This window comes from Sphingobacterium sp. B16(2022) (assembly GCF_012030425.1).
Classification (GTDB): domain Bacteria; phylum Bacteroidota; class Bacteroidia; order Sphingobacteriales; family Sphingobacteriaceae; genus Sphingobacterium; species Sphingobacterium anhuiense.
This window is the reverse complement of the sequence record NZ_JAAUVN010000005.1, coordinates 193180-217218: the sequence shown is the minus strand read 5'-3', so window position 1 is coordinate 217218 and position 24039 is coordinate 193180. Positions and strand designations below refer to the sequence as shown.

The 24039-nt window shown below is 36.2% G+C and carries 22 protein-coding genes, 2 tRNA genes and 1 riboswitch; of the genes, 16 read left to right on the top strand and 8 right to left on the bottom strand.

The annotated features are described in order from the left end of the window. The first annotated feature begins 119 nt into the window (after positions 1-119). Both HCX49_RS21605 and HCX49_RS21600 read left to right on the top strand, forming a co-directional pair. On the top strand, positions 120-689 hold the full coding sequence (locus HCX49_RS21605; RefSeq protein WP_206368662.1) for a hypothetical protein: 570 nt from the start codon (positions 120-122) through the stop codon (positions 687-689). Continuing rightward, positions 689-1153 carry a hypothetical protein gene (locus HCX49_RS21600; protein WP_206368659.1) on the top strand — a complete coding sequence of 155 codons (465 nt, stop codon included), beginning with the start codon at positions 689-691 and terminating at the stop codon, positions 1151-1153. The genes HCX49_RS21605 and HCX49_RS21600 overlap by 1 nt, the downstream gene beginning before the upstream one ends. Positions 1154-1346: 193 nt before the next feature. On the opposite strand, the gene HCX49_RS21595 is transcribed toward HCX49_RS21600, so the two are convergent. Beyond that, positions 1347-3218, bottom strand: a complete 1872-nt coding sequence (locus HCX49_RS21595) for a M1 family metallopeptidase (RefSeq protein WP_168128104.1) — start codon at positions 3216-3218, stop codon at positions 1347-1349. A 278-nt stretch (positions 3219-3496) separates the two neighbouring features. Between HCX49_RS21595 and HCX49_RS21590 the strand changes: the two genes are divergently transcribed. The 4 genes from HCX49_RS21590 to HCX49_RS21575 all read left to right on the top strand — a co-directional run bounded on the left by HCX49_RS21590 (position 3497) and on the right by HCX49_RS21575 (position 8131). Continuing rightward, on the top strand, positions 3497-4825 hold the full coding sequence (locus HCX49_RS21590; protein ID WP_237682870.1) for a BamA/TamA family outer membrane protein: 1329 nt from the start codon (positions 3497-3499) through the stop codon (positions 4823-4825). A gap of 65 nt (positions 4826-4890) precedes the next feature. Further along, positions 4891-6969, top strand: coding sequence for a TonB-dependent receptor (locus tag HCX49_RS21585; RefSeq protein ID WP_168128103.1), 2079 nt, complete (start codon positions 4891-4893; stop codon positions 6967-6969). Continuing rightward, entirely contained in the window at positions 6970-7455 is a 486-nt protein-coding gene (locus HCX49_RS21580) for a GNAT family N-acetyltransferase (protein WP_132771883.1), read from the top strand. A 76-nt stretch (positions 7456-7531) separates the two neighbouring features. After that, a complete protein-coding gene (locus HCX49_RS21575; RefSeq protein ID WP_132771884.1) occupies positions 7532-8131 on the top strand; it encodes a hypothetical protein in 600 nt (199 codons plus the stop codon). Between the two features lie 41 nt (positions 8132-8172). Here HCX49_RS21575 and HCX49_RS21570 read toward each other — a convergent pair whose 3' ends face one another. The 3 genes from HCX49_RS21570 to HCX49_RS21560 are packed head-to-tail and all read right to left on the bottom strand — an operon-like array spanning position 8173 to position 9417. Beyond that, the gene (locus tag HCX49_RS21570) at positions 8173-8523 is read right to left on the bottom strand and encodes a hypothetical protein (RefSeq protein ID WP_168128102.1); all 351 of its coding nucleotides are present in this window, start codon (positions 8521-8523) and stop codon (positions 8173-8175) included. Between the two features lies 1 nt (position 8524). Continuing rightward, positions 8525-9070, bottom strand: a complete 546-nt coding sequence (locus HCX49_RS21565; protein WP_168128101.1) for an RNA polymerase sigma factor — start codon at positions 9068-9070, stop codon at positions 8525-8527. Then, entirely contained in the window at positions 9070-9417 is a 348-nt protein-coding gene (locus tag HCX49_RS21560; protein ID WP_168128100.1) for a DUF6249 domain-containing protein, read from the bottom strand. Before HCX49_RS21560 ends, HCX49_RS21565 begins: the two co-directional genes overlap by 1 nt. Before the next feature lie 251 nt (positions 9418-9668). Between HCX49_RS21560 and HCX49_RS21555 the strand changes: the two genes are divergently transcribed. The 3 genes from HCX49_RS21555 to HCX49_RS21545 all read left to right on the top strand — a co-directional run bounded on the left by HCX49_RS21555 (position 9669) and on the right by HCX49_RS21545 (position 14888). Next, positions 9669-13028 carry a DEAD/DEAH box helicase gene (locus HCX49_RS21555; protein WP_168128099.1) on the top strand — a complete coding sequence of 1120 codons (3360 nt, stop codon included), beginning with the start codon at positions 9669-9671 and terminating at the stop codon, positions 13026-13028. 78 nt (positions 13029-13106) lie between these two features. Further along, positions 13107-13967 (top strand): alpha/beta fold hydrolase, encoded by an 861-nt coding sequence (locus HCX49_RS21550; protein ID WP_168128098.1) that lies wholly within the window; start codon positions 13107-13109, stop codon positions 13965-13967. Positions 13968-14111: 144 nt separating this feature from the next. Next, positions 14112-14888: a Cof-type HAD-IIB family hydrolase gene (locus HCX49_RS21545; protein WP_132771891.1), complete on the top strand. Its 777-nt coding sequence runs from the start codon at positions 14112-14114 to the stop codon at positions 14886-14888. Here HCX49_RS21545 and HCX49_RS21540 read toward each other — a convergent pair. The 4 genes from HCX49_RS21540 to HCX49_RS21525 form a co-directional block, all read right to left on the bottom strand. Beyond that, complete coding sequence (locus HCX49_RS21540; protein ID WP_168128097.1) at positions 14885-15496, bottom strand: hypothetical protein; 612 nt, start codon at positions 15494-15496, stop codon at positions 14885-14887. The two genes, HCX49_RS21545 and HCX49_RS21540, sit on opposite strands and share 4 nt — an antisense overlap. 29 nt (positions 15497-15525) lie before the next feature. Then, positions 15526-15888 (bottom strand): iron chaperone, encoded by a 363-nt coding sequence (locus HCX49_RS21535; RefSeq protein ID WP_168128096.1) that lies wholly within the window; start codon positions 15886-15888, stop codon positions 15526-15528. A 98-nt stretch (positions 15889-15986) separates the two neighbouring features. Then, positions 15987-16583: a DUF502 domain-containing protein gene (locus tag HCX49_RS21530; protein ID WP_132771894.1), complete on the bottom strand. Its 597-nt coding sequence runs from the start codon at positions 16581-16583 to the stop codon at positions 15987-15989. 48 nt (positions 16584-16631) lie between these two features. Beyond that, on the bottom strand, positions 16632-19073 hold the full coding sequence (locus HCX49_RS21525; RefSeq protein ID WP_168128095.1) for a bifunctional UDP-N-acetylmuramoyl-tripeptide:D-alanyl-D-alanine ligase/alanine racemase: 2442 nt from the start codon (positions 19071-19073) through the stop codon (positions 16632-16634). Between the two features lie 73 nt (positions 19074-19146). On the opposite strand from HCX49_RS21525, the gene HCX49_RS21520 reads away from it, so the two are divergent. The 7 genes from HCX49_RS21520 to HCX49_RS21490 all read left to right on the top strand — a co-directional run bounded on the left by HCX49_RS21520 (position 19147) and on the right by HCX49_RS21490 (position 23948). Continuing rightward, positions 19147-19635, top strand: coding sequence for a regulatory protein RecX (locus HCX49_RS21520; protein ID WP_132771896.1), 489 nt, complete (start codon positions 19147-19149; stop codon positions 19633-19635). Between the two features lie 99 nt (positions 19636-19734). Next, a tRNA-Gly gene (locus tag HCX49_RS21515) sits at positions 19735-19810 on the top strand. Between the two features lie 14 nt (positions 19811-19824). Then, positions 19825-19909 (top strand) — tRNA-Leu (locus HCX49_RS21510). A gap of 471 nt (positions 19910-20380) precedes the next feature. Continuing rightward, on the top strand, positions 20381-20959 hold the full coding sequence (gene nudK / locus HCX49_RS21505) for a GDP-mannose pyrophosphatase NudK (RefSeq protein ID WP_168128094.1): 579 nt from the start codon (positions 20381-20383) through the stop codon (positions 20957-20959). Positions 20960-21145: 186 nt separating this feature from the next. Next, positions 21146-21243, top strand: a riboswitch (TPP riboswitch). 21 nt (positions 21244-21264) lie between these two features. After that, positions 21265-21513, top strand: a complete 249-nt coding sequence (thiS, locus tag HCX49_RS25620) for a sulfur carrier protein ThiS (protein ID WP_206368657.1) — start codon at positions 21265-21267, stop codon at positions 21511-21513. Positions 21514-21540: 27 nt separating this feature from the next. Next, positions 21541-23355 carry a phosphomethylpyrimidine synthase ThiC gene (thiC, locus tag HCX49_RS21495; protein ID WP_168128093.1) on the top strand — a complete coding sequence of 605 codons (1815 nt, stop codon included), beginning with the start codon at positions 21541-21543 and terminating at the stop codon, positions 23353-23355. After that, positions 23352-23948, top strand: coding sequence for a thiamine phosphate synthase (locus HCX49_RS21490; protein WP_168128092.1), 597 nt, complete (start codon positions 23352-23354; stop codon positions 23946-23948). The genes thiC and HCX49_RS21490 overlap by 4 nt, the downstream gene beginning before the upstream one ends. Positions 23949-24039 lie beyond the last annotated feature (91 nt).

Here is a 24039-nt window from a genome sequence, read left to right as displayed (position 1 = left end):
TATTTATTGCAGAATCACATAAAAAAACAGATACAAAACGTATGTAATCAATTTCACTCATCTCAAAATAGTTCAATTTTTATGTTTTTTCCCAATTTTCTTTGTAATTTTGCACAATAATGTCAAAAATCTCATCAAATAGAGTTATTCGTTATACCTCTTTATTATTACTTTTCGTAATACAATTATTATTTTTATTAGCAATCTTTAAGGAAAATAACTCAACTATTGCCCTATCATTCTTCATCATTCTAATTTCATTCTTATTACTTTTCTCCTTTTTTAAGTCGCCAGTTCATCATAATAAATTAGCGTTTGAAAAAGTTTATATTGCCGTATGGGTTCCAATTGGTGCAATAAGTTGTTATTTTTTAAATCACGCATTTGGATTAGGTTCGGTATTTTCAGCAAGTTTAGTAGGGCTCACCGGCGCCTTAATTCCGTACCTAAACAAAAAGTCAAGTTATCTGCCCCATCTACCTCCTGCTATTTATTGCGGTGCATTCGTAGGTATGTCCAATACCAAAGTAGCTCATGATATTTATTTCATTCTCGCAGCCAGTATCTGTACGGCTATTCTGCTGATCATATCAAAAAGTTTGTTGAACGGAATTGGCGGAAAACTTGGAACATTGGCTTTTGCCGGAGTTACCATTACCTACTTGATTCTATTTTTATTTTCTAGATAATGATATTTACAGCGATTCTCATATTTACAGGAATTTTCGGAAGTTTACTCACTTATTATTTTAACAATAAGCTGAAACTTGGAGGTGTATTATCCTCATCCCTATTGACCAGCATTGTTGCTGGATTTGTCCACTTTTTTCCTTCTTATATTCCAAAAGAATTAGTCAATCATATTCCACTGATTTTTATAGGTTCTTCTTTTGTTGGTATGGTTTCGAGCAATCAATTGTCTACATTTATCGGAGTTTCACTTTCAGGTCTTGTATACAGCCTGATCTATATCAACACCAGTAAATTTTTTGATGGTTTTGGCGGTGCATTAGGTACTTCAGCTTGCATATCATTACTGGTAATTATGAGCATACCTTATCTTCGGTCAAATCATAAAATGACACTGGGTTTCTTTCAGTTACGCCGTATGATATTTAAGAACACCAGAAGAAAATCGAAAAAAAATACCTAGTCATCTACAAATACCTTAATAGTCTACTTTTTCAATAAAAGGCAGCAGCTCTCTTCCCTAAAAATCTCAGAACCTTATCGACAATAAGAGCACAAAAAAAACGGTTTGAGTACTATTATTCCCGCTTTTAAGAGAAATAACAGCCCCAAACCGTAAGATGCAAAATCTTCTCAGAGATTACAAAACAGTAACATTAAAGTGTTACTCGATTATCATCACTGGTATAATCCATAAATATATCATTATCAAGCACAACTTCTTTCACCTTTGCTTTAGTTTTCAGTTTTAATGTAGTAACAGCCTGATTACTCTCCCAAACTTGTGGTGTAAAATGAATTTTTTCTTTTTCACCGTCCACATAAGTCAATATCACATCAAATGGGATTGCAAATCCACCATTATTTTCAATCTCTAAACTAATGGTTTTATTTTTTTGACTGACCTTAGACACCTTCAGATCGATATAATGATTACTAAAATACCAGTTATTCCAGAACCAATTGAGATTTTTTCCAGATCCTGTATTGAAGGAATAAAAATAATCCCAAGGAGTCGGATGCTTCCCGTTCCAATTCTCCATATAATGATGTAAAGCTTTTCTGAATGCTTCGTCCCCTAGATAATCTTTCAGTGCCAAATAAGATAATGCCGATTTGATATAGGCATTATTACCATAACCCTTACCGCTCAATTGTGAAGACAAAGAAATCAATGGCTGATCTTGTTCCGTAGCAGGATCCTGAATCCATCCTTTTACCCGAAATTCTTTAAACAATTGCTTAGCAGCTTCCTCTCCATTTTCATCCATTCCAATTAGCAATTCCAAAGCTGTAGCCCAACCTTCATCCATAAAAGCATAACGGGTTTCGTTAGTTCCCATATAAAAAGGAAAATAAGTATGGGCAATTTCATGGTCTACAGTTTGTCTAGCATCCATCAAGTTATCCGGTACACTGCTATCATTGACCATCATCGGGTATTCCATATCCGCAAATCCCTGAATTGCAGTCATCGTTGGAAATGGATATTCTACTCCTGGCCAATTTTTAGAGAACCAGTCAATACAGTAACGCTCCCACCCTACATATTGCTCGAAATCCTTAGTCCCATTCAGATAAGCTGCCTGAACACTTACTCTTTTACTTTTCAATTGAACACTAGAAGCATCCCACACATAATGATCACTCAAAGCAAAACAAAAATCAACGATATGATCTGCTTCAAACTTCCAGATGTTCCAGTCATGCTGTTTTGTCACCTTTTGTGTCTCCATTTCTTTTAAATTTGCAACCGTAATCACTTGGTCCGAAATCAAAGATTTTTTAAAACGGTCTAATGTTTCAGTTTGCAGTACCTCTTCAGGATTTAGAAAACTTCCTGTAGCCCATACTACATAATTTTTTGGAACGCGGATTTCAACTTTATAATCATTGAAATCATTATAAAATTCCTGACGGCCGTTATGTTCCAAGACATCCCATCCATTATAATCATCATAAACTGCTATACGCGGGTATGCATACGCACAGAAATAGGTACCAGGATCAATCTGCCCCTCACGGTCACTGGATAATGACAATGGATATTCCCATTCCATTTCGACTGTGACAGAAGATTTGGGATCAACAGGTTTATTCAACTTAATGCGATTGGCGGTAGTCCAGTCCTTACTATCGATAACATACACTTTATTATCTACTTTAAACGACTTCAACTTCAGTCCCGAAGTGAGAAAATTTGTACTGACGTCCGCAGCTCTTGCGGCTGTAGGTTTATGTACATTATTAGCAAAATGAATAACAAGATCTTTTAATGCATTAGGACTATTGTTCTCATATTGAATACGTTCTTTTCCAGAAACAATTTTTGTTTCTGGGTTTACCGTTACCTGTATGTGATATTGCGCTCTGTTTTGCCAATATTTTGCACCTGGTGCACCGGTTAAACTTCGGGTTTCATTTTTATAAGCCTGCTTAATATGACGAGGAGTATATAATTCCTGAGCATGCAGGAATATGTTACAAGCGAAAATGTAAACCAGACTGAGGAGAATCTTTATTTTCATGTACTTTTTTTTGCTAAAGATAAGCAGTTCCTACACGCGGTACAACAAGGAGATGTGCCGTATATTAAAAATTACTGGCTAAAAAATATCGCAAGTCTTACTTTTAACCGTATTTCCTCATTAAAATAACACTTGATACCAAAGAGATATGGATAATTGTATAAGAATCATGAGCGCCAAATAAAAAAAATACAAACAAATTTATCTAAGTTTGCATACTATCTATATGACTAAAACGTTAAATTTTATACTCATATGTTGCAATATAAACTTGATACATGAAAAGATCTTTACCTCATTTTAAAGCTGTTAACATAACTTTAGTTTCCTTATTACTTTTGTTCGCAACTCTTATCACTCCAGTTCTTGCTCAGGTCACTATTGTATCGGACTCATCTAGATTAGAATCACAATCTACCTATATGCAGCATAAAATTGATTCTAACGCTTCTTATCAATATGATATATCCGATTTATTTCGCAACATTCTTCATCCCAAAAGAGAGCGAAACCCAAATAAAAAACGTTCTGGAATTACCCTGATGCCTGGTGTGGCCTTAAATCCCACTATTGGAGCTCAAATCGGAATAAAGGGAGTTGCAGGAATTGTACTGGGAGATAAATCGAATACCACAATGTCTACAGCGGCATCAACAGCTTCAGTAACAACAAAAGGTATTATGGTTTTTTACGTAAGCCATAACATCTATACCAGAGAGAATAAATGGAATATCCAGGGAGGATGGGCTATTGTTAAAATGGTCAATCCAGATGCCGGCTTAGGAATGACTAAAACTTTTTCTGGCCAACATGATGATGATATTCTTGCTAACCCAGACAAAAACATGTTTGTCTACAAGTATACATCCTTTAGCATCAATGAAAAGCTCTATAAACGGGTTTCAGATAATCTTTTTCTGGGTGCTGGTTTTGCATTTGACATTCGCAGAAATATCAAAGCATCAACCGAAAACAATGACAATCCAAATTACGTCTATAGTAAACGTTATGGTTTTGATCCTGAAAAATTCAATTCAAATGGTCTTCTGTTTAATGTTCAGTATATGACACGTGATAATCCAAATCGTGCGTATAAAGGAATTTATTCGGATATTGGAATTCGTATGAACCAGGAGTGGATGGGCAGTAGTAAGAATGCAATTCAGCTTACCACAGATTTTAGAAAATACATTAGTCTTTCTGAGGAAAACCCTGAACATGTACTTGCATTATGGAATTATGGATCTTACCGTATAGCAGGAAGACTACCTTATCTTGATCTACCAGGAACTGCCAAAGATAGTTATGCACGGTCAGGGCGCGGTTATACGCTTGGGTTTTTCAAAGGCTTATCTTACTTCTATAATGAGGCAGAATACCGTTTCCCGATACTTCGTAATAAATTTATCAGTGGAGCAACCTTTTTTAATATCCAATCGACCAATAACGATATGGACAGCAAATTATTTCAATCTTGGAGAGCTGCTGGAGGAGCAGGATTGCGCATTCTGTTTAATAAAGCCACGCGCACCAATTTATGTATTGATTATGCTTTTGGTGGGTATCATCAAAGAGGTCTATTTCTTGGATTAAATGAAACCTTTTAAAAAGCAGGCTTAATTGAAGTTTTTCATTATTTTAGGGGCAAATTGTTTTTGAGCCCCAATATCATATGTCTGTTTTTAAATCTACTTTATACGCTTTAATATTATTTTCACCTTCTCTGTATGCACAGGAGGTTAGTAAAGATACCATTACATCCTATCAATTAGAAACAGCAAAAGTATCTGGCTATTTTACAGAACAGCCTCTATTAACAACACCAGGATCTGTTTCTATAGTCGGGCAGAAAGCAATTCTTAGTCAAAATGGCGCAACTTTATTACCGAGCTTGAATACCGTTCCAGGCTTACGGATGGAAGAACGCTCACCAGGAAGCTACCGTTTGGCCCTTCGTGGTAGTTTAATCCGTTCTCCTTTTGGTATCCGTAATGTGAAAATATATGTCGATGAATTTCCAATAACTGACGCAGGTGGGAATACTTACCTCAATCTTATTGATCCGGCTTCCATTTCGCAAATTGAAGTTCTAAAAGGTCCTGATGGATCTATTTTCGGACCGAACTCGGGAGGTGTACTCATGATTAAACCTAATGGCTTTCAACATAGTCCGTTATCGAAAACCTCACTTAACCTTGCTGGTGGATCTTTTGGATTCGCACAACAACAACTTTCGATACTACAGCAGATCAACCAGAAATATCAATTTTCCCTTGATCAAAGTTTTACAAGATCCGATGGTTATCGAGAAAATTCGGCTTTAAATAAAAAAACTATTCAAACAGCACACCAATGGAACTATCATCCACAAGCAAGTCTTAAAGTCTTTGCCCTTTATAGTGATTTGAATTATCAAACACCAGGAGGACTTACGCTAGAACAATATCAGGAAAACCCACGTATGGCACGTCCCGCTACTCCAGCCACACCATCGGCTAAACAACAAAAAGCGGCGATTGATAATAAAACCTTTTTCGGAGGAATATCCCATAAAATCAACATCAGTAATAAACTATCCAATACGACCACTATTTTTGGCTCATCATCAAAAATAGAAAATCCATTTATCAGTAATTATGAATATCGAGATGAACAAAACTTAGGGTACCGAAGCTATTTTTCTTACGAATCGCAGGATCAATTGAATTGGCAATTGCAAATTGGTACAGAAGGTCAAAAAGGTTGGTATGATATTGCTAATTATGATAATAAAAACGGAGTTTCCACAGATCCTCAAGCAGAAGATAAATTGGAAAATTGGCAGAATTTCTATTTTGTAAGAGGTAAAATTATTCTTGCAGAAAAATTGACCGTGGAGGGTGCTATTGGGTTGAACCAGAATCAAATTGCTTATAGACAAGTATATCCTCAAACCTCGCAACAAAAAGAACGAATCTCTTTTGGAACAACGTGGATGCCGAAGTTTGCGGCATCCTATCTGCTTACACCAAAACTAGCCATCCGAGGTTCCATTTCCTCTGGATTCTCAGCTCCTACAATTGCTGAAGTCCGATCATCGGACAATATCATCAACACAGCTCTGAAACCTGAATCTGGTTACAACAAAGAGATCGGATTACGATGGGAATGGATGAACCGTCGTTTTATTACCGATATATCCTACTATCAGTACAAAATGAATAATGCCATTATTCGCCAGTTAAATGCAAATGCGGTAGAATATTACCAAAATGCTGGAAAGGTAAACCAAAGTGGAATTGAGAGTTCCATTATGGGGTACATTATAAAGCCTTCTTCAGAAAAGTTGGTGCAGGCGCTGTACATCAATTCGAGCGTGACCTACAATCATTACCGATTTAAAGATTATGAGATAGGGAATAACAATTATGATGATAATAAACTTACTGCAGTACCGGACTGGATTATTGTTCATGCTTTAAACCTAGATTTTGCCCATCAACTTGGTCTCCATGTGCAACATAATTATACGTCAAAAATTCCGCTAAATGATGCAAATACAGCATTTGCAGATTCCTATCATCTGGTTCAGGCAAAGATCCAATGGGGATTCAAATTTTCAACTAAATTCATGGCAAATGTATACCTCGGAGTGGATAACCTACTGAATGAAAAATACAGTTTAGGAAATGACATTAATGCATTTGGGAATAGATATTACAATGCCGCACCAACACGAAATTTTTTCGCTGGACTAAAACTAAGTTATTAAATGAAACGGGACTATATCATCAGAAAACATTCAACTGATGAAGCTATACCTTACGATTTACTGTTATTGGCAGATGAGACGAAAGAAGCTATCGACAAGTATATTTCGACCTGTACCATCTTTACATTAGTACATCGAATAACTAACGAGATTGTTGGAGTCATGGCAGTAAAACAAATAAATTCAGATACGGTTGAACTAAAAAATATTGCGATCACAGCACAGTACCAAGCGCAAGGTCTGGGCAGCGACATGCTGTCTTTCTTAAAATCCCATGCACAGGAAGAAAATTTACTGCATATCTGGGTTGGTACTGCGGATGTAGGCTTTCAACAGCATCGATTCTATATGCGCAATGGTTTTGAAATGAATCACATCCGTCATAACTTCTTTATGGAAAATTATGCTGACCCTATTATAGAGAACGGACTGCAGATGAAGCACATGCTTGTCTTTGCATACCGTTTAAATACGAATACAGATTAAACTACCTGCAACACAATATAAATAATTATACATACCTTTAAAAATAATAGCTTTACAAAAAGAGCATTTAGATACCATGAGCAATTTCAATTATCCATTAAACTTTCTATTTAAAATTTCGACTTTTCATAATGACTTCACCATTAAGGATAGTGAGGATCGTACACTCTTTTATGTTCGTCAAAAACTATTCAAGCTTAAAGATGAAATTATGATCTTTTCAGACGAAAGTAGATCAGAACAGCAGTATGGTATAAAAGCAGACCGTTGGTTAGATTTCAATGCAAATTATACTTTTACAGATACCAGAACTACTGAAACGATTGGTAAAGTAGGCCGAAAAGGAATGAGATCGATATGGAAAGCTAATTACAATGCTTTAGACATAGATGGTCTTGAAGATTATACCATCAAAGAAGACAATGGCTGGGTAAAAGTTGGCGACAGCTTTTTAGGAGAAATACCGATACTCAATATTCTCACCGGATATGTATTCAACCCCTCATACACCATGTATGATAAAGAAGGAAATAAAATATTACAGCTCAAGAAAAAACCTTCTTTTTTCGGCCGAAAATTTACATTGGACAAACTCGCGGATATCAACCCAAAGGATGAAACAAGACTTATTCTTTGTTTTATGATGATGATCTTACTAGAGCGCGAAAGAGGATAAAATAGAAAAGGAGAATACATCTTGTATTCTCCTTTTCTATTTTATAAACCTTTAATCTGACGGTTCAAGTGATATAGCTTAACAAGCCTTTCTATAAAAAACAGGATCAATATCGCATAGATGATCTGAGAAACTAACAAGGCATTTTCCTGCTGCGGTAAATTGAATTGGAGGTCTTTCCATGACCTGCTGAGTAGATAGTTCAGTCCAAGCCCAAATATCATTCCTGCTAAGAAAAAATAAATTCCTCTCTTACGATCCTCTAAAACAGCAACCGCTTTTTTTTCATCCTGTTCGATTGTTTGCATTACACGACTTTCAAAATCAGAAAAAGGCATTTTAAGTTTACTGCTCTGCATTAATGTCTTCATTAATTCATCATTATTTTCCATGCTACACATTTGCTTTATTCATTAATTCCTTCAAGATGGCGTACATTCGTTTACGGCCCCGGTGCAAGATCACTCTTGTATTTGCATCAGTCCAGCCCGTTATTATCGAAACCTCTTTGATACTTTCTTCCTCCAGATAAAATAACCGTAAAGCCAAACTTTCATTTGCCGGTAATAGACAAAGTGCTTCATTGATCATCTGACTCCGTTCTTCTTCCTCCAATAAAGTCAGGTCACTTTCATCGATCACCTCTTGATCATAATCTGACTGAAAATCTAAGACTTCAATCTTAATTTTTCGCAATTGCATAAAGGCTGTATTGACGACAATTCGATATAACCAACTGCTAAATTTGGAGTGCTGATTAAACGTGTCGAGTTTATGGTAACATTTGACAAAAGCATCCTGCGCGACTTCTTCTGCAAGCGATTCGTTTTTCACAATACTCATTGCAACAGAAAAGACCATATCCTGATATTTTTGTAAAAAATATCGAAAGGAATCGCGATCTCCCGCTAAAACTTTATCAATATACTGTTGATCCATCAATCCCTATCCTGCTTAGGTTTATCTACATAATTCGCAACAATCATGGCAATACCGCCACAAAGTACAATAATCGAAACTTTAAGTACACCGACAATATTTTCGGTCTGATATTGCGAAATTAAACCAACTATCAAAAGCCCGATGCCAATTCCCACTGCAAATATACCTAAACGTAACCATTGTGAAATTCGAACTTGCTTTTTATAAAATTGAGATAAGTCCAGCCCTGCTTCGATCAAGGCCATACGCTCTTTATTTCTTGCTTGAAAATAGTAATAAAGCGTGAAGAAAATTGTACTAAAAAATGATACGAACATAATCGCACCCATTGTTTCCTTTTCCATAATTTATATTTTTCTCATTAGATGCAGACCGATCATCAAATGTTACAACTTAGCACTATAAATTTTAAAAAATGCTTTTTTAGTCTTTTAACAAAAAATATTTCTGGAAAACGAATTTACATCGTTGCGCTTATATTCATACTGATATAACAGTTTTAAAGACTCTCACCATAAATATTGAAGAATAAAATTGGTTTTATATGACGGAATTAAAATTGTAAATAAAACAAATTTATCTAAGTTTGAGTAGCATGTATACAAAAGACGTTTTGCCACAGGGTTCAGATGATTTTCACCAGTTTCGATTCTCAGATATTCATTTTAACAATGAAAATCGATACAGTTTTTATTCTTGGATGTCAAACTTATCCGATAGCAACGCTCCAATCCGCATATTGACACTAAAGAAAAATGAAGGCCATTTCTCTATCCTCTCCCTAGGTATTTCCTACGATATCATTGTCGTTTATGACACTCCCGTACTCTCATTACTGTGCAATTGCTCTGAAAGCGAAGAATTCTGTAGCCATCAAAAGCTAGTTCTGAATGAAATCTTTAAAAATGATCAGGTATATTTATTTTTCTCCGATCATGCTTATCAGAATTATCTAACTAAAATAGCAGTTAAATATGGGATAGAAGATGAACAGCAACTCGAGGATTATTTCGAAATTCAATGCATAGATGGTGTTGTAAAAACCATCAAAAAACAGGATAATTTACTAGATTTATCTCAAGATATTCTTAATAACGCAACAAATCCTGATTTAAAACGCAACAATAAGGAATTAGAACAGCTAAGCAACATTCTAGTACTTAAAGAGCATAAATACTATAAACACCCTCAGGTGTTACTCTATCGTGCAACCCGCGCTAAAAATGGTTCGCTAAAAAACCCAGTACAGCAACTTTCATGTGAGGAAATGATCTGGAAAAGTAAAGATATTACAGAAAGTCAATTTTTTACCGCACTTCATTTTTTAGGGCAGAACACAATAGAAGAAAACAAACAACAGATCAACGCCTTTAAAAAGCTGATTAAAAATCCACTAGGACTGGAAATCTATCAACATGATAAATCCTTATCGCAAACTATCGGGGCAAATAGTCTGACGCAGATCACATTAAGAGAACTACCCAAAACAATCCGAATTGACATCGATCAAATAGGTAAATTTTTCACTATTCGAAGCACAATTCAAATTGCTGGACAAGATCACGCTTTACAGCAGCTACCTTTGGTATTTGATTATTTCATCCAAGTACAGCAACATTTCTATTTTATAGAACATGCACAAATCCTTGCCCTGTTCAAACTTTTCAACACCACAGCAGATCACCTTATCGTACATCAGTCCAAATTCGAAGGTTTTAACAAGGATTTTTTAGTAGCAATGGAGGAGATTGTAGAAGTCAACTATCTACATATACCCAAAGCAAGTAGTAAACAAATCAAAGAACAGCAATTCTATAGCGATACCGAATCGATTATCTATCTGGAAGAATCTGGTGATTATATTAATCTCATTCCGACCATGCGCTATGCGGATGTAGAAGTTCCTGTTCGAAGCAGGAGATCTATTTTTGGATTTGATAAAAGTGGACAGAAATTTTTAGTAAAGCGGGATCTCGAAGCTGAACTCAAAATCGTCAGCTTGATCATTAAGCAACATCCCTATTTCCAAGAGCAACTTGATGAAGATTTTCAGCACTTTTATCTGCATCGTAAACATTTCCTTGAACTGGACTGGTTCTTAAATGTGTTTGAAGATTGGCGCAATCATCATATTTCCATCATCGGATTTAACGAAATAAAAGCAAATAAATTCAACTCCTTTAAAGGTAAAATAGCAATTCATGTGCTCAGTGGACAGAATTGGTTTAATGTAAATGTGGATCTGCAGTTTGGTAAAAGTAAAGGTTCGCTTAAAAACCTTCAAAAAGCTATTCGTAATAAATCAAAATTCATTACACTAGATGATGGTACGCAAGGTATATTGCCCGAAGAATGGTTGAATAAATTTGAACAGTTCTTTTTAGCAGGCGAAATCATTGATGACAGCCACTTACAGATTGCAGAAACAAATTATACAGCCATTGATCAATACTTTGAGGAACAATGGTTATCCCAAATAGCAAAAGAACGTTTGGAAGAAATTAAAAGTAAAATACGCAACATCGATCAGGTCAAACCCGTAATATTATCAAAAGATTTTATCGGCGAACTCCGTAATTACCAACATGATGGATTGAATTGGCTTAATTTTTTAGATGAATTCAATTTTGGAGGTTGTTTAGCAGATGATATGGGACTCGGAAAAACCATTCAGGTCATTGCTTTTATTTTAGATCAACGTAAAAAAGTAAAAAACAATTGCAATTTACTGGTACTTCCAACTACGCTAATATTCAATTGGAAAAACGAATTGGAGAAATTTGCGCCATCGATTAAGACACTTGTCTTACAGGGTGCTGATCGTCAAAAAAGTATCCTAGGATTTGAACAATATGAACTCGTATTAATTTCTTACCACAACTTATTGACCGATATCAATCACTTAAAAAAGTACGCTTTTAACTATGTTTTCTTAGATGAGTCACAGCAGATTAAAAACCCCGAATCACAACGTTATCAAGCCGTTACCAAACTCAGTGCACGCAATCGTATCGTGATCACGGGTACACCGATCGAGAACAGCACCATGGATTTGTTTGCGCAACTGTCGTTCGCCAATCCCGGATTATTAGGTTCGAAAAAATATTTTAAAGATGTCTATACTACGCCTATTGACGGATTCAGCAATAAAAAAAGATTGGAAGAATTGCAACGCAAAGTAAAACCTTTTATTTTGCGACGTACAAAAACGGAGGTTGCCAAAGAGTTGCCTGCAAAAAATGAAATCGTACTTTATTGTGAAATGAAGCCTGCTCAAAGACATATCTACGATACTTACGAAAAGGAATTTCGGGAATTTATCTCGGTCAAAGATGGAGATGAAATACGCAAGAGTCCTATGCATGTACTAAAAGGATTGACCAAATTACGTCAGATCTGCAATTCAACAAAATTGCTAAAAACAGATGATCTAAGTGTAGAACAAGATGCCTGCAAGATTGAAATGCTTATCGAACAAGTACTCGACAAAAGTCCATATCAGAAAATCATCATCTTTTCCCAATTTGTGAGCATGCTAAATCTAATCGAAACAGCTTTAGCCAAACATGATATCACAGCACTAAAATTGACAGGACAGACAAGAGACAGGCAACATATTGTAACACAATTTCAGGAAAATGAAACACAAAGGGTCATATTGATCAGCTTAAAAGCAGGTGGAACGGGCTTAAATCTTACAGCGGCGAGCTTAGTCTATTTGGTTGATCCCTGGTGGAATCCTGCAGTTGAAGCGCAAGCTATCGACCGCGCCTTTCGAATAGGTCAAGCAAAAGATGTCACCGCGATACGCTTAATCTGCCCGGATACTGTGGAGGATAAAATCATGAAACTGCAAGCCAATAAAACAGCAATAGCAGATAACATCATTTCCAGTACTTATAATCCGATTGCAGACTTTATGAATAAAGAACGCCTACTGAGTTTATTTCAATAAATCGAATTGCTACATACAAAGCGAATGTTAAGAGCTCATCTATGCCCTTAAAACATACATTTTTAAATAATTATCCTGATGAAAAAACTAAAGCAAAGCATTGAATATCTGAAATCTTTAGAACATATTTCTATAACGGCTAATTTAGATGATATTTGGTCGTATATCTGCTATTCCCCTAAAATGCCATTGCGACAACATCAAGAGCTACTAATACAGTTAGCTTCAAAAGATGAATTAGCAGTAAAGGATGAATTTTTCAGTGGTCACCTATTATCTTTTCCTCTCTACCGTTGGGGATCGGGCAAAGATTTAGTTTTGTTGACACACGGTTGGGGATCAAAAGCCGCAGATTTTTCCATGCTTATTGATAAACTATTGGAAAATCCAGATTTAACGATAATCGCATTTGACGCACCTGGAAATGGAGGAGCGGAAGGAGAATTATCCAATTTAATTTTATACATTGAAGCTGTTCAAACTATTATTAATACCTATGGTTTACCTGCAATAGTCATCGGTCATTCTCTCGGTGCCATGGCTAATATCGCAGCATTAGCAAAACTTAGACATACTCCGAACTGGATTATCAGTCTTACTCCACTAATAGATTTAAAAGCAAATTTCGCAGCTAGTATGGATTTCGTAGCTGTACCAAAAGATGTTCAAGAGCACTTTTTTCTGAATTTTGAAGAAAAATTCAATATGAAAACCGCTTACTTTCATTTAAACAGTTTATACGATTTTGATAATAGCCAGCAGCATCTTGTACTCTATGATCAACAGGACAAAATTGCGCCCTATACCTATCTGCAATCATTTTTTAAAGTTCATCCCCCGACAGAGGCGATAGACTTGAATGGTGTCGGTCATGAACGCATATTAAAATCACAGGAAGCACTAGCTTACATTCTTGAAAAAATAAGTTCTTTAAAATAAGAAGAATCTTTATTCAAATCCTTCAATTTTTGACAGATGAAATGTAGCATAATACTGACGCTACTAGTCTTCATTATGACATCATAAGGGCAAAAAGCAATCTTCTAATGATTACCTTTGTATCACAAAAATTTTTAAAGTAGCATGATTAAAGCAGTTTTTTTTGACATCGACGGTACTCTTCTTAGTTTCGATACCCACAAAGTACCCGCTTCAACCGAAAAAGCCATTCAAGAATTAAAATCAAAAGGTATAAAAGTAATTGTTTCTACGGGAAGGTCTATCAATAGTTTAGATCATATCAAATACCTTGACTTTGACGGATTTATCACATTCAACGGTGGCTATTGCATCACGAAAGAGGGTGATGTACTTTTCAGAAAAGGTATTCACGCCACTGATATTCAATCTTTGATTGACCATGCTGCAAAAAATGAAGTAAGCTTCTCGCTGATGTCTGAAGAAGAAATCAGCATTTTTCAAGTAACACCAGAGATCGCTTCCATGTATGCACTCTTGAATTTACCTGTCCCGCCTCAAAGATCGTACGCAGACTTTGATATGGGATCTGTACTTCAAACCAATATCTTCATTCAACCGGAGGAACAGGAAGAATTCATGAACAATGTAATGCCTAATTCTGTGGCCAGCCGTTGGACCCCGCTATTTGCAGATGTGAATCCTTTAGGTCAAAGCAAACAAATTGGTATCGATATTTTCATCAAACACTTTAATATCGACATCAAGGAAACCATGTCTTTTGGTGACGGTGGAAACGATATCACCATGTTGAAACATACGGCCTACGGAATTGCTATGGGTAATGCCAATCCTGAGGTAAAAGCTATTGCAGACTATATTACCGATGATGTAGACAATGACGGTATATACAATGCTCTAGCTCATTTTGAGGTCATCTAAAACCTCAAAGTTAGATTTGCGCGAAATGTATGTGCATTGCTATTCATAATAAGTGTATGTTGATCACCAAATTCATACTGTAGACGAGCCTGATAATTCTCCACAGAGTCATTAACTTTTTGATCTACAATATGGTGATTAACATGATTTGTAATATCCAATGAAATGATTTTTTCAAATACTGAAATCTTGATTTTCATTGGATATTTTGCTGCTGCATGATATCCTTGCCACAAAGCATTCTGAACCAATGGCAATAAGATAAACCTCGGTACAGACAAAGTGGGATATTCGATCTTTTTAGTCCAAACAACGGAAAGGTCTACAGCAGAAATCTGACTAAATAAAGAAACATATCTTTCCATAAAATCAATTTCTGCTTCAGCACTATTCTGAGTTTCCAATTGCGAAGCAATATTCTGATGAGCTAGAAAAGCTTGTAAAAATAAGGTATTCTTTGGATCATCCTTAATTTTATCCAAGCAACCTCGTATAAGTTCTACATCAAACTGACTGTTTACAAAAGAAAGTTTTGCCTTATCTTTCCATTGTTCGTGTAAGTTTTCAGGAACTTTACTGCTCCATAAACGATTCCATAATCGATCCATCACCACCTTTAATTTAAAATCCTAATAACCTATTTAAACTTATCTAATGTCTCTGAAACCCTAAATTCAACAATTCTTCCGATGAGTTCAAATGGGATCGGCTCCCGTAACGGAAACTGCACCGAACCTTTACCTTGCTTATAAGAAGCAAGTTCTATTTCAAATTTTGAATGACCAGTCGGCGTTGCATAAAATCCGATATGCTTTTGATAACCACCGAAATAAACAAGCGGTTTTCCTTTTAATTTATAAGCTGGCATGCCATAAGCTGTTCCTTCAGTAGCTTGAGGAGCATGCTGCAGAATTGTATTACGGACCTGCAACAAGATCTCCTGCACTTCTTTTGGAAAAGAAGCAATATACTCTTCTACTGTTTTAAATTCAACATTCATCACTAATTATGATTTAAAGTTCAAGATAAATGTAAACAAAAGGGAACCATTTTACCAATGATTCCCTTTTGTTTTATATAAACGTATGTATTTGTATCTTATTCTAAACCACTGACACCACCTGAAACAACGAGCTTCATCGCGTCTGTAGCAGACATATCTAATTTGGTTACCAAGGATGATTTTACAACGACCACCTGACCTGCAAATGAATATGAATAGGGAAAATAAACCACCACTTCATCTGTAAGCTTAATTTTTGATAGATCTGATTGTGTCAGAAAACCAATTTTACTAACACCTATTTCATTCACTTTAACTAGAACAGGAACATTAAATTTTTTGGCATCACCTACAAAGGCTTCAGTAAAATCTTTAATGGATGAATATAGCGTATTCAACAAAGGAATACGGTTAATCTGATTATTCAGCCAGTGTTTAATTGGATCTGTCACAAAATTGGTAAAAACAATCCCTGCTACAACCAAAAATAAAATGACTGTTAAAATACCAATTCCGGGAATATATAAAGGATGTCCTGTCTCATCCTCCAGGAATAACCCTGTAAGGTTAAGCGCCGAATCGACTGAAGCAACAATCCAAACAATTAAAAAAACCGCACCAGCTAAAGGAACAACGACCAAAGTTCCTTTGATAAGATAATTTAAAAAAGCTCTAATTAATTTTGATAACATATTACTTGTACCTAAAAGACCCTACAAAGATGCGAAATAAGCCTCGAATTACTCGTAAAAATAAACTCTTTTCACCCGTTGTGAGATATTGACCAACAATTCATACGGGATGGTTCCTATAGCCAATGCCGCTTCCTTGATATCAGGATAAACAATGACTTCGTCTTCTTCATTAACATTAATATCTGTCACATCCAACATACACATATCCATACAGATATTTCCAATGGTAGAAACCAGTTGCCCGTTGATCGACATTTTACCTACTCCATTACCGAACCTTCGATCATAACCGTCTGCATAACCGATCTTGATGGTTGCGGTTCTGCTCGCACGTTGCAACATACCAGCGCGATTGTATCCTACTGTTTCATTAGCCGCAAGCTCTTTTATCTGGGTAACATTGGTCTTCAGAACACTAACTTCTCTCACCGGCAGATCATCTCGATCCATATCAATTCCATAAAGACCAATCCCTAAGCGTACCATATCGAAATAAGCACTTGGCCACAGATCAATACCCGATGTCGCAGCAATATGTCTGATAAAAGAATACCCTAATTCCTCCTTAAGTTTTGTAGTGAAAACATCTAAAAGATGAATCTGACTCTCAGTAAAATCATTATCAACAGCATTTCCTGCCGAAGCTAAATGTGAAAAAACAGACTGCACTTTCATCGCATCCTGATTTTTCAATATCGCTAGCAGTTCATCAACTTCCTCTGGCATAAAACCAAGACGATGCATCCCGGTATCAACTTTAATATGGACTGGAAAATCTTTTAGTCCTTGCTGTAAGAGATAGCGGAGAAATGAATTTAAAACTCTAAAACTATAGATCTCTGGTTCCAACTTATGATGTACAATAGCATCAAAGGCATTTTCATCAGGACTCATTACCACTATTGGAAGTGTGATGCCTCCATTTCTCAGATCAACACCTTCATCAGCAAAAGCAACCGTCAAATAATCCACATGATTAAACTGTAGTAAATTAGCAATTTCAAAACTTCCACTTCCATAAGAAAAAGCTTTCACCATAGCCATCAATTTAACACCTGCAGGCAACAGACCCCGATATACATTGAGGTTATGTTCCAATGCATTTAAATTAATCTCTAATATCGTATCATGTGATTTAGCAACCAATCGTTTACTGATCTGTTCAAAATGATAATCACGTGCACCCTTTATCAAGATCGTTGAATTGCTATAATCAATATGCTTAAAACCATCTATAAATGATTTTGTATCCGAGTAGCTGGCCGTGGGTAATGAAAACTGTGCTTCCAACTGACTCAAAATAGGTCCGATAAAAATCAAATCAGTTAATCCACTAGCTGCGACCAAACGCTTTAGTTTACTGATACTCTTCTCATCATGCAACTGTACTCCAGGAATATCGGATAAGATTAGGACCTTACGAGAATTTTGCTTTTGTTGCTTTAAAAAATCCAATGCAATCTGTAGCGCTACCAGATCATTACTATATGAATCATCAATAATGGAAGTATTATGTTTTCCTTTTTTCAATTCAAGACGCATCTCCATCGGTTGCAACGTGGCAATACGATCGGCTATAGTTTTAAAATCATAACCAAAAGTAATCATCACTGCAATACATGAAATCGCATTCTCAATTGATGCTTGATCAACAAAAGGAATTTTAACCGTAAAAAACTGGCGGGAAAAACATAAACTTACCAATGTAGATTGATCACCTTCCTTCTTAAGCGAATAAACCTCTAATTGACACGATTCATCCTCTCCCCAGGCGAATTTGTAAATCTGAGAAGGCATATAGATCTGTTCAAGATACTTTTTAGGATAGACCAATACCTCAGCATCTGTAAAAAGTTTCAGTTTCTGTGCAATTTTTTCCTCTTTCGATTGAAACCCTTCTTTATGGGCTACCCCAATATTGGTTAATACACCATGCGTAGGTTTAATCATTTTTTGGAGTTTCTCCATTTCACCGACCTCACTTATTCCAGCTTCTATGATGGCGAAATTATATTGTTCATTTAGTTCCCATAGTGATAAAGCAACACCCAGCTGTGAATTATAGCTTTTAGGACTGCGATAGATTTTATATTCTGGAGATAGCAGTTGAAACAACCATTCTTTGACGATAGTCTTACCGTTGCTCCCTGTAATACCCAATACAGGAGATTTAAATTTCATGCGCTGAGTTTCTGCTACTGCCTGTAATGCTAAAAAAGTATCTGCGACCCATAAAACATTAGCATCTGGCAATATCAGTTCTTGCTGAAAGTCATTTTGTAACACAAAATTTCTAATCCCTTTACTATAGGCATCCATGATAAACTCATGTCCATCACGACGATTGATCAAGGCAAAGAATAATCCTGTTTCAGCATTTACGATCTTACGTGTATCATAAATCAGATTTTGAATGATAGATTTATGATGAACAATAATTGATCTTTTAGGAACAACAATCTCTGAAATATCCGATATGGTATACATTTTTTAAAATATTTATTCAATCAAAGCTCCACAATTTTTCAATAAGTTCAATATATTTTTGAAATTTGTAAAGATGTTTGACGAAGAGAAAACGAGAAAAAAAATATACACACCTAAGCAAGCATTGCTTAAGGCTGCCAGTTATTGTGCTTATCAAGAACGGGCACAACAAGAAGTCCGGGATAAATTATACGAATGGGGCTTGCATCAAGAAGATGTAGAGGAAATCATTTCACAATTGATATCGGACAATTTTCTAAATGAAGAACGCTTTGCTATAGCCTATACTCTAGGTAAGCTTAGAATAAAAAGTTGGGGAAAGATTAAGATTAAGCAGTCCTTAAAACTCAAAAGGGTATCCGACCCTTTAATCAAAATTGCATTTTCAAAAATTGATTTAGATGAGTATGAAGATAAACTCCATGATCTTTTAGATAAAAAGCAACTATCATTGAAAGATAAAGATGTCTATATTCTAAAAAACAAGTTATTTCAATATGCTTTATCAAGAGGTTTCGAAAGTGATCTCATTTCTTCTCTCCTGAAAGAAAAGGGCTTATAAAAAAAAGACAATAAAGCTTATATTAAAATTTGTTTTTTTAATTATTAGCTCTATATTTGCATCACCAAAACAGAAAACAACTTGTTAACTGTTAGCAATGCGAAAATAGCTCAGCTGGTAGAGCACAACCTTGCCAAGGTTGGGGTCGCGAGTTCGAATCTCGTTTTTCGCTCCACATTAATATCACCTGCCTAGGTGGTGGAACTGGTAGACACGCAGGACTTAAAATCCTGTTTCCGTTAAGGAAGTGCGGGTTCGATTCCCGCCCTAGGTACAAGAAAGCTCATCCAAAAGATGAGCTTTTCTTGTTTATAGACCTTTGATTTTTTTATTGATATCAATAGATTTACCATTGCATTTTATTGTTTCCATCTTGTATATTTCTAGATAGGTAATAGTGATATTATAGAGGTTTACTAAAGGGTTCATAGAGGTATATCTCTATAAACCCTCTATAAATACATAATAAAATGTATTTAAGATCTCAAGTACTTTTTAACCTGTCCTCTACATGATCTTCATCATTTTATATCAGCTCATAAAGGCAATCGCTACTGAATAAAACTTCCTTTAACACGATCGATTTTTCCCATATAAACAATTTTAGGAGTTTATAAATTTATATACCTTTAGCCATCGACAACTTACTTTTAAAAGTCCACCGTATTTTAGAAAAAAAGTATAAAAGAACTGAAAAATATGCATATGATAATTATTAATAATGCGAATTTGAAATACCTCAATCATGATAGATAACATCAAAATCACAGAAACCAAGATCTTATCAGACAATTGGTACGTCTTGCGAAAGATCACTTACGAATATTTAAAAAAGGACGGCACCATTATGAGTCAAAGCAGGGAAGCATACGACAGAGGAAACGGCGCCACCATTTTACTGTACAACAAAGAGCAGAAAACAGTTATTCTTACCCGTCAATTTCGTCTACCTACATTTGTCAATGGAAATGAGAGCGGTATGATGATTGAAGCTTGTGCAGGTTTGTTGGATAAAGATAATGCCGAGGATTGCATCAGAAGAGAAACGGAAGAAGAAACGGGTTATAAAATTACAGATGTACGTAAAATATTTGAAGCTTATATGTCCCCTGGATCTGTCACAGAAATTCTGTATTTCTTTATAGCCGAATATGCTAAAGAAATGAAAGTCAGTGAAGGTGGTGGACTAGAACAGGAAGAAGAAAATATTGAAGTTTTAGAATTGCCTATAAAAGAAGCGATGCAAATGGTTGATAATGGCGAAATCAAAGATGCCAAAACCATTATGCTGCTTCAATATATTAAACTCCATCATATTTTATAGTATTTTCCATTGATTCACCCTGCCCATAACTCCACCTCTGGCAGGGAGAATCATTGTTCGCTATACCAGCAGGCCTCATCAATAAAACACTTCACTTCTTAAAGTATATGGTTCTGTCACAAAAAGATGGACAGACTAAAATAAATCTACCTCTTTTCGTTTATTGAGATTTTTTACCTAGTTTAGTGGAAACTTTAGGGGTGTCTGCAAATTTGCAGGCTGAGATTTTACCCTTAGAACCTGATCCGGATCATACTGGCGTAGGGAAAAGTAGATGTCTTCATTGTGCATATACCGGCACAACTGTGGCCATTCCTAAAGTTTTTTATTTAAAAATTTTAAAAGGAATGGAACTCACAATTAATCACCAATTACGTCTTTTTGAACAGCCCCCCTCCTCTTTGGAAGGTTTGATGCTTTTGGAATTCCCAGAAAAAAGCAAGGGCATTGCTGTCGCTATTAATAACCAGGTTATACCCAAAACGGCTTGGGCAACAACCAAACTACAGCATCAGGACTCAATTCTAATTATCGCTGCAACACAGGGCGGATAAATCTCTTATACCTATTACTATACCATTATGTTAGAACAAAGCATTACCCAGACCCCATTTCCAAATTCAAAAAAAGTCTATATTTCAGGTCAGCTCTATCCTATTCAGGTTGCCATGCGTGAAATTACATTAAGCCCGACCAAACTTAGCAAGGGTGGAATAGAAATCAATCCTCCAGTCACTATTTATGACACTTCTGGTCCGTATACGGATGAACAAGCACTGATTGATATCCGCAAAGGTCTTCCTAGAACTCGTGAAAATTGGATATTGGACAGAAAAGATGTTCAAGTTTTATCACAAATCAGTTCAGATTATGGAAAAGAAAGATTGGCAGACTCGGAGCTGGATGAACTCCGTTTCGAATACAGTCATAGACCTAAAAAAGCATTAGCAGGTAAAAATGTAAGTCAACTGCACTATGCAAGAAAAGGTATCATAACTCCAGAGATGGAGTATGTAGCCATTCGCGAAAATCAGCGTATTGAGCAAATCGAAGCAGCAACTAAAGGTATGGATCATCAGCACACCGGTCACAATTTTGGTGCCCGTACTCCAAAGAAATTAATTACCCCTGAATTTGTAAGAGAAGAAATTGCCGCCGGAAGAGCAATTATTCCAAACAACATTAATCATCCAGAAAGCGAACCGATGATCATCGGCCGCAACTTTTTGGTAAAGATCAACGCTAATATTGGTAATAGTGCCGTTACCTCAAGCATTGAAGAAGAAGTTGATAAAGCTGTCTGGGCATGCCGATGGGGTGCTGATACAATTATGGATCTTTCAACAGGTAAAAATATTCATGAAACACGCGAATGGATCATCCGTAATTCTCCTGTGCCAATCGGTACAGTTCCTATATATCAAGCTTTGGAAAAAGTAAAAGGCGTTGCAGAAGATCTGACATGGGAAATATTCAGAGATACACTAATTGAACAGGCCGAACAAGGGGTTTCTTATTTCACCATCCATGCAGGAGTACTTTTACGTTATATCCATTTGACAGCACAACGTGTAACAGGTATTGTTTCCCGAGGTGGCTCGATTATGGCAAAATGGTGTCTGTTCCATCATAAAGAAAACTTCCTTTACACGCATTTTGAAGAAATCTGTCAGATCATGAAGGAATATGATGTTGCTTTTTCCCTAGGGGATGGACTTCGACCAGGTTCTATAGCTGATGCTAACGATGCTGCACAATTTGCTGAATTAGAAACCTTGGGAGAGTTGACCAAAATAGCATGGAAACATGATGTACAGGTTATGATCGAAGGCCCAGGTCATGTACCTATGCACATGATCAAAGAAAACATGGACAAACAGCTTGAGGTTTGTGACGAAGCACCATTTTACACTTTAGGCCCATTGACAACAGATATTGCTCCGGGTTATGATCATATCACCTCAGCAATTGGCGCGGCAATGATTGGCTGGTTCGGCTGTGCCATGCTTTGTTATGTTACCCCAAAAGAACACCTCGGTTTACCTAACCGAAAAGATGTAAAGGATGGCGTGATCACCTACAAACTGGCTGCACATGCGGCAGATTTGGCTAAAGGACATCCTGGTGCACAATACCGCGACAATGCTCTAAGTAAAGCGAGGTTTGAGTTCCGTTGGGAAGATCAGTTTAACCTTTCCTTAGATCCTGACACAGCCCGAGAATTTCATGATGAAACTTTACCTGCAGACGGTGCCAAAGTTGCTCACTTCTGTTCGATGTGCGGCCCTAAATTCTGCTCGATGAAGATCACACAGGAAATCCGGGATTCTGCAGAACAAGGCATGATCGATATGTCAAAAGAGTTTATCGAACAAGGTAAAGAATTGTACTTATGATCATCGTCTTGACAGCTGAGCATGATATTGATAACGAACTCCAGATCATCAACAGTATACTGGATGCAGGATTGGAACTGTTACATATCAGAAAATATAACTTTTCAGATGATGATATGTGTCAATTTATTTATGGAATAGCTCCGCAATATCGAAACCGTCTTGTCCTGCATAGCCATCATTATCTAGCCGAAAAGCTGAACATAAACCGGTTACATTTTAATGAATATGATCGAAAATCAAAAAAACAAAATCAGTATAGTCCTACCGTAATCCGATCAACATCTGTGCACAGCATTGCAGATTTTAATCAACTGGATAACCGATGGTCATACGCACTGTTTAGTCCGATGTTTTCAAGTATTTCAAAACCTGGTCATGGTAAGGAGCATACCGTAAAAAACGAGTTAAAGCTACGGAATAACCAGCAAGTTCAATTAATTGGGCTTGCTGGTATCCATTCCGAAAACCTAGGCCTTGTATATGATGCCGGCGTCGATGGTGTAGCGCTATTAGGAGAAATCTGGAAGAATGAACAACCTTTAATAAGTTTTAAAAATTGTCTTATGAAAGATCATGCATATTGCCTGTAACAATAGTTGTTAAAGGTACTTCATTCCTTTACAAATGATTAGAAGGAAATACCCAAACCGGATTATACTGAGCAGAAAAATGCGATAGCAA

What these genes read in the sequence shown, in the direction of transcription:
- HCX49_RS21605 (WP_206368662.1), top strand. Translation starts at nt 120, where the DNA reads ATGTCAAAAATCTCATCAAATAGAGTTATTCGTTATACCTCTTTATTA.
- HCX49_RS21600 (WP_206368659.1), top strand. Translation starts at nt 689, where the DNA reads ATGATATTTACAGCGATTCTCATATTTACAGGAATTTTCGGAAGTTTA.
- HCX49_RS21595 (WP_168128104.1), bottom strand. Translation starts at nt 3,218, where the DNA reads ATGAAAATAAAGATTCTCCTCAGTCTGGTTTACATTTTCGCTTGTAAC.
- HCX49_RS21590 (WP_237682870.1), top strand. Translation starts at nt 3,497, where the DNA reads ATGAAAAGATCTTTACCTCATTTTAAAGCTGTTAACATAACTTTAGTT.
- HCX49_RS21585 (WP_168128103.1), top strand. Translation starts at nt 4,891, where the DNA reads ATGTCTGTTTTTAAATCTACTTTATACGCTTTAATATTATTTTCACCT.
- HCX49_RS21580 (WP_132771883.1), top strand. Translation starts at nt 6,970, where the DNA reads ATGAAACGGGACTATATCATCAGAAAACATTCAACTGATGAAGCTATA.
- HCX49_RS21575 (WP_132771884.1), top strand. Translation starts at nt 7,532, where the DNA reads ATGAGCAATTTCAATTATCCATTAAACTTTCTATTTAAAATTTCGACT.
- HCX49_RS21570 (WP_168128102.1), bottom strand. Translation starts at nt 8,523, where the DNA reads ATGGAAAATAATGATGAATTAATGAAGACATTAATGCAGAGCAGTAAA.
- HCX49_RS21565 (WP_168128101.1), bottom strand. Translation starts at nt 9,070, where the DNA reads ATGGATCAACAGTATATTGATAAAGTTTTAGCGGGAGATCGCGATTCC.
- HCX49_RS21560 (WP_168128100.1), bottom strand. Translation starts at nt 9,417, where the DNA reads ATGGAAAAGGAAACAATGGGTGCGATTATGTTCGTATCATTTTTTAGT.
- HCX49_RS21555 (WP_168128099.1), top strand. Translation starts at nt 9,669, where the DNA reads ATGTATACAAAAGACGTTTTGCCACAGGGTTCAGATGATTTTCACCAG.
- HCX49_RS21550 (WP_168128098.1), top strand. Translation starts at nt 13,107, where the DNA reads ATGAAAAAACTAAAGCAAAGCATTGAATATCTGAAATCTTTAGAACAT.
- HCX49_RS21545 (WP_132771891.1), top strand. Translation starts at nt 14,112, where the DNA reads ATGATTAAAGCAGTTTTTTTTGACATCGACGGTACTCTTCTTAGTTTC.
- HCX49_RS21540 (WP_168128097.1), bottom strand. Translation starts at nt 15,496, where the DNA reads ATGGATCGATTATGGAATCGTTTATGGAGCAGTAAAGTTCCTGAAAAC.
- HCX49_RS21535 (WP_168128096.1), bottom strand. Translation starts at nt 15,888, where the DNA reads ATGAATGTTGAATTTAAAACAGTAGAAGAGTATATTGCTTCTTTTCCA.
- HCX49_RS21530 (WP_132771894.1), bottom strand. Translation starts at nt 16,583, where the DNA reads ATGTTATCAAAATTAATTAGAGCTTTTTTAAATTATCTTATCAAAGGA.
- HCX49_RS21525 (WP_168128095.1), bottom strand. Translation starts at nt 19,073, where the DNA reads ATGTATACCATATCGGATATTTCAGAGATTGTTGTTCCTAAAAGATCA.
- HCX49_RS21520 (WP_132771896.1), top strand. Translation starts at nt 19,147, where the DNA reads ATGTTTGACGAAGAGAAAACGAGAAAAAAAATATACACACCTAAGCAA.
- nudK (WP_168128094.1), top strand. Translation starts at nt 20,381, where the DNA reads ATGATAGATAACATCAAAATCACAGAAACCAAGATCTTATCAGACAAT.
- thiC (WP_168128093.1), top strand. Translation starts at nt 21,541, where the DNA reads ATGTTAGAACAAAGCATTACCCAGACCCCATTTCCAAATTCAAAAAAA.
- HCX49_RS21490 (WP_168128092.1), top strand. Translation starts at nt 23,352, where the DNA reads ATGATCATCGTCTTGACAGCTGAGCATGATATTGATAACGAACTCCAG.